Here is a 13,106-nt window from a genome sequence, read left to right on the forward strand (position 1 = left end):
CACCAAGATCTTGAGACTTATGTACAAAGCGCCCGACGGACCCCTCCGCCGGGCGCCAACCCTTAGTTCACTCCGTTGAAATCAGAGGCGTCGAGCATGTGATGACCCGTGAGGTCGATCTCGAAATCGGCATCCAGATCGTCGTCGACATTGCCGGCGATGATGGTGTGCTCGCCATCGTCGCGCATCTCGAAGGAGACCCGCAGTTCGCCCGCGGCGCTGAAATCGCCAGCCGCGAACAAGACGAAGGATTGCGAACCGGCCGCGCCCTGATCTGCGTCGATCCCGCTCAGGTCGATCTTGTCGCCCGGTGCGAAGCCGTTGATCCGGTCGCCGTCGGCATCGGCTGCGGAGTTGAACACGAAGGTGTCGTGGCCGCCGCCGCCATCCATCACGTTGACCGCACCGTTGGCGATGATCGTGTCGTCGCCGCTGCCGGTGATGACGTTCTCGAAGCTGTAGATCTGGTCGGCGGTCTCGCCGATCATCACCTGGCCGTGGCCGTTGGTGCCGTGGCCCAGATCGACCTCGACCGAGGCCTGGATCGCGGCGTAGTCGAGCGTATCCGAGCCCTCTCCGCCCCAGTAGCTGTCGGCCCCGTCGTCCTCGGTCGCGATGACCGTGTCGTCGCCATCATCGGCGAAGACCATGTCATGCCCCTTGCCGGCTTCGATCACGTCGTCACCGTCGCCGCCGAAGAGGCGATCCGCCCCGCCGTCGCCGAAGATCATGTCGTCGCCGCCGTTGCCAAGCGCATTGTCCGCGCCGCCGCCTGCGAAGATGACGTCATTGCCCTCCATTCCGATGAAGGTCTCGGCGGTGTCGTCGCCGACCAGCACCAGCCCGTCGGACATCGCGTCGTCGGAACTGTCGTCGGCGCCGCCATCGCTGCCGCTGTTCGAGCCGTCCTGATCGGAACTCTCCGAGCGCGTGCCATAGCGGGCACCGTGAACTTCATCCTGCGGACGTTCGCCGCCGACCACCATGTCATCTCCGCCGCCGCCGTTAAAGACGATGCGGTGATCCGAGGTGAGCCCCGAGATGTCGACCGTGTCGTCGCCCGCGTCGCCATTGATGGTGATCGTGGAATAGGCGAGGCTCGTGCCCGAGAAATCGCCCACGATCTGGACCGTGTCGCCGCGCCGCGGATTCGCGCCGTCGGGCACGCCATTGCCGTTGTCCGCGGTCACATCGAGCGTGTTGATCGTGATTTCCTCGATATTGGCAAGTTCCGCGATCACGACACCGTCGCGTGTGATGATGATCTCGGCGTTCGCGAAATTCTGAACCGCTATCCCCGCGTCAAGCGCAGCAGCGAGCGTGTAGATCGCAAAGGTCTCGCGGGTGTTGTTGCCCGACACGACGAAGCGATCTCCCGCCGCCCCATTGGCGCCTCCATCCACGAAATCGCGACCGTCCGGGCGCTCTGGCTGATTGGGACGCTGGTTCGTTACCGTCCAGACGAAGGAGTCGTCGCCCGCCCCGCCGGTGATCGTGTCATTACCCTCGCGACCATAGACCAAGGTGTCGTTGGTCGAGCCGCTCAGATCGATCGTATTGTCTCCGGCATCGCCGGTGACGATGTTGAGGGTCTCGGTGACCTGCGTCCCGGTGAGGTCGGTGGCACGGATCGTCGCGCTCAGCGTCTCGTTGTCGCCAAGCCCGCCCGCGACGCGAAGCTCATCGTTATTGGCGCCGCGAAGTCGCATCTCCGGCGAGCCTCCGACCAGTTCGTAGGTCGCCTGCCCGTCGAAAGGTACATCCGCGCTTAGCGTCGCGATAGTTCCGCCGCCACGGTTCCCGGTGGCGTTCATCATGATATCGGACATCGGGTCGGCCGCGAGCGAGAGCATCTCGCCATTCGCGAACTTGGCGAATTCGACGCCGACGAGGATATCCACGCCATCGGTCGCGACCGGGTTCCCCTGGTTGTCGGTGCCGCTGCGAAGATCGGTGATCCGAACCGCCTGCTGGTCGTTCATCGCGATCAGCTCGATGCGGTAGTCGTCGCGGTTGCCGGTATAGAGCGCGGTGTCGGTGCCCTCCGCCCCGGTGTCGCCGAGGATGTGGCCCAGCGAGCCGTCCGAGAACACCACACGGGTGTCGCCGGTGCCGTACCAGTTCTCGATCCGGTTGACCTCGAACACCGACTGGTCGTGACGGTTGTCGCCGATCCAGTAGAGGTTCGAGTCCACGACCACGCTGTCGCCGAAGATGAAATCGGCCTGACCCGTGGTCTCGTCGCCCCCATCGCCCAGACCGGTCAGCTTGTCATCGCCGCCGCCGCCCACGAGATAGTTGTTCATCCCGTTGGAGCCGATGCCGTTCTCGTCCGCGCCGGTCAGCTCGTCATTGTATTGCGAGCCCACGAGCCCTTCGAGGAAGGCGTACTGGTCCATCAGGACCGACCCGGTGCCTGCGTTGTTCGAGGTCTGCAGGTTCGCGATCACGTTGATATAGGCGTCCTCGTAGGAGCCGATATCCATGTCGCCCTCTGTGCCGTCGCCGTTGAACTCGATCACCGGGTTGAGCTGCGCGGGGCTGTCGCCGTTGAGGCGGTCGCCATCGTTCGCGGTCGGGCCGAGGCCGCCTTCGAGCAGGTCGTTGCCCGAGCCGCCGTTGATGTTGTCGTCGCCGACGCCGCCGACCATCCAGTCCGCGCCGTTGCCGCCGAACATCTCGTCGACGCTGTCGCCGCCATCCATGTAGTCGTTGCCGTCACCGCCCATCATCAGGTCGGTGTCGCCCTCGCCATAGAGCCGGTCATCGCCGTCGTCGCCGAAGACCTCGTCGATGCCGTCGCCGCCATGAACTTCGTCATCGCCCTCGTTGCCATGCGCCGTATCGAGCACGCCGGGACCGGCGAAGATCGTGTCGTTGCCGAGCCCGCCGAGAATGAAATCGTCGTTCTCGTAATCGGTGATGTAGTCGTCGCCGTCGCCGCCATAGATATGGTCGTTGCCCTGCGCGCCTTCGATGCGGTCGTTGCCCTCGTCGCCATAGAGCACGTCATCGCCCAGAGCCCCGACGATGAAGTCGTCGCCCGAGAGGCCGATCACCGTGATATGGCCGTCATTGGCCGGACCGCCGGGGATGCTCTCTGTCAGCTGGACGTTGTCGAAGAGCGTGTATTGGCCGGTGCCGTCGGTCTCGACCACGATGCTCAGGCCCAGGCCTGCGAGATTCGCGGGCACGGCATCGGTGCTCAGGGTCACCATGTCCCAGGCGTCGTCCGTTGTGACGTCGTCGTCATCGAGCGGCGGCGCGAAAACGGCGCTGGCCAACACGGTGCCATCCGAGGCCACCAGTTTGACCGTGCCGCCGGTCGCGACATAGCCGATCTTGTCGCCCACTTTGAGCGTCAGGGTGTAGACATTTCCCTCGACGAGCTCCGTGCCGGTGTCGGCCGTCATCGACGCATTGCGGCCAAGCTGGGCGACCTGCGTGCCTTCGGGCAGGAAGGGCACCGCAGCTTCGGTGGGAGCCCAGGTGCCGCCGGTGCCGTTGAGGGTCCAACCCTCGATCGCCCCGTTGAGATAGGTGCCGCGCGCATTGGTCGGGGCTCCCGCCGCGACCAGATCCTGCGCCTCGAAGCCACCATTTGCGAGGGCCACGTCGCGCACCTCGTCGGGCAGCCGCTCCAGCGTGGCGTTGAAGTAATCGTTGTATTGGTAGGCGTCGGTGCCATCCGCCACCAGACCATCGCGGGCATTGTCGTTGAATGTGCCCGCCGAGGTCTCGCCGTCGAGCACATAGGTGGCCGAGGGCGTCGCGAAGGCATCCGGGATATGCTCCAGCCCGGTGGTGCGCATGATCAGGTGGGCGAATTGCTCGCCTATGATCTGGTCGCCCAGATGGTGACCAACCGGCATCCGGTAGAGGTAATAGAACCGGTCGCCATCCTGCAGGCGCTGCGTGAAGTCCAGCATGATGAAGCTGAACGTCGTGCCGAGCGGGCCATCGAACATCGGCTGTTCGGCCAAGCCGCCGACCCAGAGGTCGATATCCCAGAAGCCCTGATCGCCCGAACCGCCCGAGAGCGTCCAGCCCTCGCCCGGAGTGTAAGTGGGCTCGCCCGAGCCGCGCATGAACATCAGCGCCGCGTCATGCCGCGGATCGGACGCATCCGCCGCCGCATCGATGATCGCCTGCGCCTTCTCGCGGATCTGCCACAGCTCGCCCGTGCCCGCCTGATAGGCGTCGCGCGCCTCTTGCAGCTTGAACGTGCCCGCTTCGTCCCGGCCATAGGCCGCGATGAAGTTCACCAGCGATTCCGGGGTGCGCAGATGCGCGCCGAAATCTTCCCAGCTGTGATAGGGCGCGATGCCCGCGCCATTGGCGTTGTTCGAGGTATTCTGCATCAGCCCGTCGAAGACCTGCTGGCGCAGCTCGTTCAGCGTCGGCAGCCCGACATCGCGACCGCGCGCGATATTCAGCGCGGCCAGGTCGAGCGGCACGCCGACCAGCGATTGCTGCAGGGCCGCGGTGACGAATTCGTCCATCTCGTTGCCTTGCTGGGACAGCAGACCCGCAGCGATCCCGGATGCGCCGTAGGCGTCGAACTGATCGGGATTGAGGAAGACGTCGAAGAGACCCCTTTCGACATAGGTCGGCACGTAGCCCGGCTCGCCCGGATGGACGCCGGCGTCGTCAGTCACCGCGATCTGCACGGTCTCGCGCAGTTGCGAGTGGCCTAGACGGAACACCGCCTGCGCGAATTCAAGGCTGATATTGAGGTTGATATCGGCAGAGTAGGACACGAATTCCGGCAGCGCCGGGTAGAGCGTCGTCATGTATTGATCGACCGCGACGTGGTTGTACTCGCTCTCGGTGATCAGACGTGCGGCCTGGTAGACGCGTTCGCCATCCCAGGTGAGGCTGTCCACGATGGCCTGCACAGCCACGTCGTCGGTCAGGTCGGTCCCGGCCCAGCTGTCGAAGGTCGCCTGATCGACATCCACCGCGAGCCAGCCCTCGTTGGCCGCGTCGGTCCCGTTCAGGCCACTGAGGTCACCGGTCTCGATCGCATCGCGGACCGCCGACATCATGATGTTATGCGCCTGGATGTTGTGCTCTTCGTGGAAAACGTGGTGGACCGAGGTGAGCGTGATGTTCTCGTTCACACGGCCGTCGCCCGAGACCTTGTGACGGGCCAGAAGCGCGTCGTCATAGGTGAAAGCGCCCGAATTCGGATCCGAGGCCGGGTTCAGCTCGTTGCCCTGGAAGTCGAGGCCCGGCGTCGCGCCATGCGCGATATCGATCAGGATCGGCTGGTTCGTCGTGCGCACTTCGCCGATATCAGCCGCCGCGCAATGGCCGTCCATTGCATCCTGCAGCGTCCAACGCACGAAGGGATCGTAGCCCTCGGCTTCCAGTTGCGCGTAGGAGTGGTAGGTCATGCCGTTGATATCGATCCCGATCGTGGAAGCGATCTCGTCGATATCGGCGATGCTCTGATCCGAACGGAAGTGGAAATCCTGCTGCGGCGTGAAGTTCAGCCGACCGATCGCATCGGCGTTGATCCACGGGCAATCGAGCACATCCGTGTCGATCAGTTCGACGCCGATCCGCATCGCGTTGACCTTCATGTCGGCCCAGGTCGCAAGCTCGTCCTTACCCGTGACCTCCGTGCCATCGGGCGCGATTGCCGAGCCGTCCGAAACGTCGAGCGCCACGAGATTTCCATTCGCATCCTGGCGATGGACGATCCCGTCCTCGGATCCGGTGATCAGCCTGCCAGTGACGACGCCATTCGCATCGTAGTGCCGCAGCAGCGCGTTGACCGACTCGTGCGAGCCGTAGGTCTGGCTCTGATCGATCATCAGGCCGGTATTGTTGTTGTAGAGCGGCGTGACACCCGGCAGCAGGTTGCCCTGATCGTCGAAATCCGTATCGGGGTTCGACAGTTTCCCGCGGCTCAGCATCATCATGTTCGAGACGCCGGGAATGTAAGACGGGTTCGTCGCGATCATCTCGGGAACGTTCGGCGTGGTCGCCGCATCCACGTAATCCGGGTTCGGCTGATAGATCGGATCGATCCAAAGCGGATCGTTCGGGCTCAGCGGGATCATCACCACGCCGCCGGTCTTCTGGATGAAATCCAGCCCGTGATCGAAGAACTGACCGAAGGCCACGAACCATTCGTTATAGCTCACCCCGCCCAGCACGCCGGGATTCGGGATGAATGCGGTGGTGATATCGCCCACCACGGAGTTCGACACATCCACTGCCGAGCCGCCAAGCGCGTTCATCGCCGCGACCGCAGCCGGGTTGTAGTTCGGATCGGTCATGTCGACATTCGAGCTGCTGATCAGCTGCGAGATCAGGCGCGGCGTCGAATCCACCACGACAGAGCTGTTGAGGATATCCAGCGTCGAGCCATCGCTTGTGAACTGGTATTCCGGCTGCGCGTCCGACATCGCGGTCATCATCGACGTCGCATTGACGGTTGGCAGGTAGCCCGTTGCACCCGGTGCCACGCCGTTCGAGTCGGCCACGAACATCGAGGGCGACATCGACATCGGGTTGTCGACCAGCACCTGCTTCGAGGTCGGGACATAATCGAGATCGCCGGGCAGACGGCCCTCGCTGTCGGGCAGCACCAGCGTCACCCACATCTTCTGCACGGTCGCATATGAGGTGCCGTATTCCGGCTCGGTCGGGTGGTTTGTCATGAACATACGCAGGAACTCGGTATCGGCCTGCCCCCAATCGGGATGCACGTTGCCACCGCCGGTCCAGACGACGTTGCCGTTCTCATCGACGGTATAGCCGCCCGCGAGGTTGTTGTTGTGGCCCGACACTTCGCGCACCCCGTTCGGGTCGAGCGCGCTCGTCAGTCGCGAATAATCGTTCAGGATATTTGCCTGTTGCAGCAGATAATCGAGATCGGCTCCGGCCAGTTTGATCGTCATGGTAGCCCCCTAAGACCAATTCGGCCCGCGCATCGCGGTCCGTGTCACACCCATTGCCGAAGCTCGGTTCATAGGAGGCTGTGCGAGACGGCAAACACCCCTGCGCCGCATCTCTCGCCGACACCCCCACAAGCTCGGCGCTTTTCCTGTTTCCATGAGGCCATCGAATCGGGACGACGAAAATTGTCTTAGGTCCAACGCGATTTTCCCCTATGGTCGGGAACGCTCCTCGCCAAAGGACGCAAGGGAACATGGGACGAAGGTCTAAGAGCTATGCGACCAAGGTCGGGAATGTGGGGGCCCCGGACCGGGTGCAGCCGGTGCGCAACCCGCTGCGCTGGTTTCTGGGATTTTCGTTATCCCTGCAGTTTCTGGTGGGTCTGGGCCTGGTGCTGAGCCTCTTGCTGGCTTCCCTCGCCTATTGGATCAACAACCGCGCGACGACCCGGCTTCTCGACGCCTCTGCCGACACTGCCGCCTTCTACATGCAGAACCTTCTGCAGCCGCATGTTCAGGCGCTGGGCCGATCAGACGCGTTGCGCGCCGAAGATCTCGCCGCGCTGCACGCGCTCGCGGAAGGGTTTCGCAAACAGGGCAACTTCCTCGCCATCAAGATCTGGAGCCGCGAGGGCAAGCTGATCTTCGCGCCCGATGCAGGGCTTGGCCATGTGCTGCCCGACGACGAGATCTTCGAGGCTCTCAAGGGGAATGTCTTCGGAAGGTTTCCCGATCTCGAGGACGCGGCCCATGATGCCGAGCGCGCGCTGGGCGTGCATCTCTATGAAATCTATGCGCCGCTGCGCGACCTGGAGACCGGCACCATTCTTGCCGTCGGAGAATTTTATCAGAACGCCGATGTGGTCCGGGGCGCGCTGCTGACCTCCGCCAAGACGACATGGCTCTTTGTCGGGCCAGTGGCGATCATCGTCTTCACCATGCTGTTCCTGATCGTGCAGCGCGGCAGCCTGACGATCGAGCGCCAGACCGTCGAGCTCCGCCGCCAGTTCGCCGAGCGCGAGCGGCTGTTGCTCGGCAATTCGCAACTGCACCGCTCGATCGCCGAAGCCGCGCGGAATGCCGCCGATATCGACGAGCGCGCGAAACGTCGGATCGGCGCGGACCTGCATGACGGCGCCTGCCAGCTTCTCTCCTACCTGGTGCTGGAGATCGACCGGCTGGAGCATCTGATTCGTTCGCCCGGGGCGACCGATGAAGCGAAAGCGGCCGGGATTGTCTCGGAAATCAAAAAAGTTGCGCGCAAGACGATGGAGGAAATCCGTGCCATCTCGGGCGGATTGGTCGCGCCGCAGTTCGACGCTGCGCCGACGCTGGCCGCGCTGGTCGAAACGCTCGCCACCGATCACCGCCGACGCACCGGTTTGGAGGTCACGCTTTCGCTCGCACCTGACGCTCCGGAACTGTCCGAGACGACGCGGCGGACCTTGGGCCGGATCGTGCAGGAAGCGCTGGCCAATGCCGCGCGACACGCTCCAGGCTCGACGCAGAAAATCGAAACCTATCAAGAGGATGGCGATTTCGTTCTGCGCATAAGCGACAGCGGCGCGGCCCCCGGCCACACCGCCCCGCAGGAGCGCGAATACCGCGAGGGCGGGCTTGGTCTGCCGGGGATGCAATTCCGGGCGCAATCGCTGGGAGGCACGCTCGAGTTCCGCTTGCTTGAGCCGCAGGGATCGGAGGTGATCTGCCGTATCCCGCTCGAACCGGAACGCCCCTGAAAGTGACGCAAAGGTAAATCTTTGGAGCTACGCCCATACACCGATGGGGCTAGATGATAAGCGTCTTTCTTTATTGTGTTTCTTCAAGACCTCTTCATTCTGGACGTCCGGGGGGAAGACGGATTTCGCGACAGTCCGGATGGCTTGGCCTTCACGCGTTGGGGAACGCGGTCGCGGGATCGTTCAAGGGGTATTTCGATGTCCGATTTTGTGCCGACGACGGCTTGTATTGTAGACGACCATCCAATTTTCCGGCAGGGGCTGTGCGCCGTGCTGCAGGACGCGCTCGATATCGACGTGCTCGATCAAGGCAGTTCCGCCATCGACGCGATCGAGCTTGCCCGGGCGCGACGGCCCGACGTGATGATCCTCGATCTCAGCATGCCCGGCGGCGGGTTGAACGCGCTTCGCAAGATCATCGATCACGACCCGTCCATGCAATGCATCCTGCTGACCGCCTGCGACGAGCCCGCCACCGCGATCGAAGCGATGAGCGCGGGGGCGAAGGGCTACATTCTCAAAGGGGTCGGCGTCTCGGAACTCCAGGCGGCAATCGACGCGATCCTGCACGGCGGCACATTCGTGTCGCCGAGCTTCGCGGCGGCGCTGCTGCAGGCGGCGCTTTCGGGGCAGGAAAAATCCGAGAGCGAGAGCCTGACCCACCGCGAGATGCAGGTGCTGCGCGAGTTGGAGCGCGGCAAGACCAACCGCGAAATCGCCAAGCGCCTCGCGATCAGCGAGAAGACGGTGAAGTTCTACATGACCAATATCATGCAGAAATACGGGGTGAAGAACCGGCTGGAGGCCGTGATCGCGCATCGTCAGGCGCATGAGCGTACGCTCTCGTCGCGCCCCTATTGAAGAGGCGGAGCGAAACCGCTCCGCCAGTCTTTCAGGTTACAGCGCGGTCCAGCCGCCATCGACCGAGATCGTGGTCCCGGTGATCTGCGCCGCCGCGTCCGAGCACAGGAACACGGCGGTGCCGCCGATCTGCTCGACCGTCGCGAATTCCTTCGACGGCTGGCGCGCGAGGATGACCTTCTCGATTACCTCTTCCTCGGTCATGTTGTATTCCTTCGCCGTGACGGGGATCTGCGCCTCGACGAGCGGGGTCTTCACATAGCCCGGGCAGATCGCGTTGACGGTGATGTCTTCCTTCGCGGTCTCGAGCGCGGTGACCTTGGTCAGGCCCACGACGCCGTGCTTGGCCGAGACATAGGCCGATTTATAGGGCGACGCGGTCAGACCGTGCGCGGAGGCGATATTGACGACCCGGCCCCAACCCGCCTTGCGCATCATCGGCAGCGCGACGGCGGTGGTGTGGAAGGCCGAGGTCAGCATGATCGCAATGATCGCGTCCCACTTCTCGACCGGGAATTCCTCGATCGGCGAGACGTGCTGGATGCCAGCATTGTTCACGAGAATATCGCATTTGCCCGCCTGCTCGATCAGGGCGCGCGCTTCGGCACCTTTCGAGAGATCGGCCTTGATGTAGCGCGCGGTGACACCGAATTCCGATGCGATATCGGCGGCGAGCTTATGATCCTCGTCGCGGTCGGTGAAGGAGTTGATGACAATATCGGCGCCCGCGCGCGCGAGTTCGCGCGCGACCCCGAGACCGATCCCGGAATTCGACCCGGTAATGACGGCGGTTTTTCCCTGAAGCGACATGTTCTCTCCTTCGGTGACGTAAGTGACGGATTCGCCGGGATCATGCCGCGCCGCGCGTGCGAACGCCATGCTGCAAGCGCAATACCGCGTGAGATCGCGGTGAGGGCCTTGTTTTCTTGGGTAAAGAGGTAAAAAAAGACGCCCGCGCTAGGGCGGGCGTCAAGTCATGAGGCAGGTTTCATACAGGCAAGAAACCTATCGAGCAGTGCATCCCTTATAAGCAATCCTGCGCCGCTCTCCAAGGGAAAAGTTTGCGCAGTTTCAAACCTCTCGCTAGCTTGGCGCCAATAAATGCAGGCAAGGCAGGGATTGTTAACATGACGAGATCGGTGTTTTTCCATTTACTCGGCGGGGCTCTTTTCGGGCTCGCCCCTGTATTTACAGGGATCGCCGCCGCGGAGCCACAACCTGCGATTGCAATGTACGGCGAGCCTGCACTTCCCGCCGGCTTTACCCATCTGCCCTACGCCAATCCCGATGCCCCAAAGGGCGGCGAGATCAGATTTGGCGTGGCCGGCATGTTCGATTCGCTCAACCCGTGGATCCTGAACGGGAGACCGGCGGAAGGAATCAGCCGCTATGTCGCCGAATCGCTGATGGGCCGCTCGATGGACGAGCCTTTCACGCTCTACGGACTTCTCGCCGAATCGGTCGAGACCGACCCGGACCGCACTTGGGTGGAATTCACCCTGCGCCCGGAGGCCAAGTTCTCGGACGGCAACCCGGTGACGGTCGAGGATGTCATCTGGTCCTACAAGACGCTCGGGACCGAAGGCCATCCGCGCTATCAGAACGCCTGGTCGAAGGTCGAAAAGATCGAGAAGACCGGCGATCGCAAGGTCCGCATCACCTTCAAACCCGAGGTGAAGGACCGCGAAATGGCGCTGATCATGGGGATGCGCCCGGTTCTCGAGAAGTCGCAATGGGAGGGGCACGACTTCGCCTCCACCACGAATATGGCTCCGATCGGCTCCGGCCCCTACGTCGTGGGCCGCGTCGATCCGGGCAAATATATCGAGCTGAAACGCAACCCCGATTACTGGGGGAAGGATCTGGGCTTCAACAAGGGCCGGAACAATTTCGACACGATCCGCTATGATTATTTCGGCGATGGCGGCGTCGTCTTCGAGGCCTTCAAGGGCGGCGAGACCGACAGCTACACCGAATGGAACGCGGCCGACTGGGGCCGGAACTACGACTTCCCGGCGGTGCAATCGGGCGACGTGATCAAATCCGAGATTCCGAACGGGCGTCCCTCGGGGATCAAGGGGCTTGTGATGAACACCCGCAACCCGGTTTTCGCGGATTGGCGGATGCGCCAGGCGATGATCGACGCGTTCAACTTCGAATTCATCAACAAGACCATCAATGGCGGCGCGGAGCCGCGGATCTCGTCCTACTTCTCGAATTCCGAGCTGGGGATGGAGCACGGCGCCGCTGCGGGCAAGGTGAAGGCCCTGCTGGAGCCCTTCGCCGATCAGCTCCCGCCCGGCACGATCGACGGCTACAGCCTGCCTACGTCCGACGGCGGCGTGCGCAACCGCAAGAACATGCGCGCCGCCGCGAAGCTGCTGGAAGAGGCCGGCTGGCAGGTCGACAGCGATGGCGTGCTCAAGAAGGACGGCAAGCCCTTCACCTTCGAGATCGTGCTGCAACAGGGCGCGGCCGAGACGCAAAGCATCGTCGATATCTACACCGAGGCGCTCAAGAAGCTGGGTATCTTCCCGAAAGTGACCGTGATCGACGATGCGCAATACACACAGCGCACCAATTCCTATGATTTCGACATGGCGTGGTACTGGCGCGCTCTGTCACTGTCGCCCGGCAACGAGCAGAACCTCTACTGGGGCTCGAAAGGCGTGAACGAGCCCGGCTCGCGCAACTGGATGGGCATGAATTCCCCAGCCGCCGAGGCGATGGTGAAAGCCATGCTCGATGCGAAAAACCACGAGGATTTCGTCGCCGCGACCCGTGCGCTCGACCGGGTGTTGACTGCGGGCCGCTATGTCATTCCGATCTGGTACGCACCGGTTGACCGGATCGCCCATATCAAGCAGCTTCACTACCCTGAGAAGACCCCGCTATACGGGGCATGGCCGGGCTTCGAGCCCGATGTCTGGTGGTACGAAGAGGCAGGACAATGAAGAAACTCATCCTTCTGGCAGCGATCGCTGCGGCAATGGCGGGCTGCAACACGGTGGCCGGTGTCGGCGACGACATCTCGGGCGGTGCCCGTTCGGTGCAGGGCTGGTTCAGGTAACTCCCGGAATTCAACGCGATATGGAACCGCGCGAGCTATCTCGGCCTTGTGCCTTGCAAAGCCCCGCGCGCGTCCCTTTCTCAGTATGAGGGTCACCCGCGACACGAGCCGTGAAGAAAAGGATCAAAAGCGATGAAATGGCACCATATCGAGGAAAACTGGGCGGCATTTTACGAGGCTATCGTGGATCGGTGGCCGGATGCCGACGAGGCCGAGCTTGACGAGATCGACGGCGATCAGAAAGCCTTCATCCGCTATATCGCCGAGCTGACCGAACAGGAGCCCGCCGACGCGCGCGACGAAATTCGCGACTGGATGCGAGGCGAATTGCCCTCCGACGTGATCATGGACCCGACTCATGACGGTCACTCGATCGCGGCCTCCTCGAAATACGTCCCCGAAGGCGAAGACGAATATGACGACGACGCGCGCTTCGGCGACGACGAGGAAGAGGACGAGTAAGCTTAGCCCGCGCATAGGCGCGCAAACTTCACGTCACATGGGCGCTTTGCTCCCGCGCACGGT

Annotated in this window: 6 protein-coding genes; 4 read left to right on the forward strand and 2 right to left on the reverse strand. The window is 62.9% G+C overall.

Translation table 11 applies throughout. From position 1 onward, the window contains the following. Positions 1 to 62: 62 nt before the first annotated feature. Complete coding sequence (locus B6V75_RS02555) at positions 63 to 6,914, reverse strand: peroxidase family protein (protein ID WP_088718622.1); 6,852 nt, start codon at positions 6,912 to 6,914, stop codon at positions 63 to 65. A gap of 251 nt (positions 6,915 to 7,165) precedes the next feature. Between B6V75_RS02555 and B6V75_RS02560 the strand changes: the two genes are divergently transcribed. Both B6V75_RS02560 and B6V75_RS02565 read left to right on the forward strand, forming a co-directional pair. Further along, a complete protein-coding gene (locus tag B6V75_RS02560; RefSeq protein WP_168174424.1) occupies positions 7,166 to 8,650 on the forward strand; it encodes an ATP-binding protein in 1,485 nt (494 codons plus the stop codon). Between the two features lie 198 nt (positions 8,651 to 8,848). Beyond that, positions 8,849 to 9,511 (forward strand): response regulator transcription factor, encoded by a 663-nt coding sequence (locus tag B6V75_RS02565; RefSeq protein ID WP_088718624.1) that lies wholly within the window; start codon positions 8,849 to 8,851, stop codon positions 9,509 to 9,511. Between the two features lie 36 nt (positions 9,512 to 9,547). On the opposite strand, the gene B6V75_RS02570 is transcribed toward B6V75_RS02565, so the two are convergent. Then, on the reverse strand, positions 9,548 to 10,321 hold the full coding sequence (locus B6V75_RS02570) for a 3-hydroxybutyrate dehydrogenase (RefSeq protein ID WP_088719373.1): 774 nt from the start codon (positions 10,319 to 10,321) through the stop codon (positions 9,548 to 9,550). A 317-nt stretch (positions 10,322 to 10,638) separates the two neighbouring features. Between B6V75_RS02570 and B6V75_RS02575 the strand changes: the two genes are divergently transcribed. Both B6V75_RS02575 and B6V75_RS02580 read left to right on the forward strand, forming a co-directional pair. After that, the gene (locus B6V75_RS02575) at positions 10,639 to 12,465 is read left to right on the forward strand and encodes an extracellular solute-binding protein (RefSeq protein ID WP_088718625.1); all 1,827 of its coding nucleotides are present in this window, start codon (positions 10,639 to 10,641) and stop codon (positions 12,463 to 12,465) included. A gap of 248 nt (positions 12,466 to 12,713) precedes the next feature. Beyond that, the gene (locus tag B6V75_RS02580) at positions 12,714 to 13,043 is read left to right on the forward strand and encodes a hypothetical protein (protein WP_075774785.1); all 330 of its coding nucleotides are present in this window, start codon (positions 12,714 to 12,716) and stop codon (positions 13,041 to 13,043) included. Positions 13,044 to 13,106: the final 63 nt, after the last annotated feature.

The sequence above is a fragment of the Thioclava sp. F1Mire-8 genome (assembly GCF_002213165.1).
In the GTDB taxonomy this organism is placed as follows: Bacteria; Pseudomonadota; Alphaproteobacteria; order Rhodobacterales; family Rhodobacteraceae; genus Thioclava; species Thioclava nitratireducens.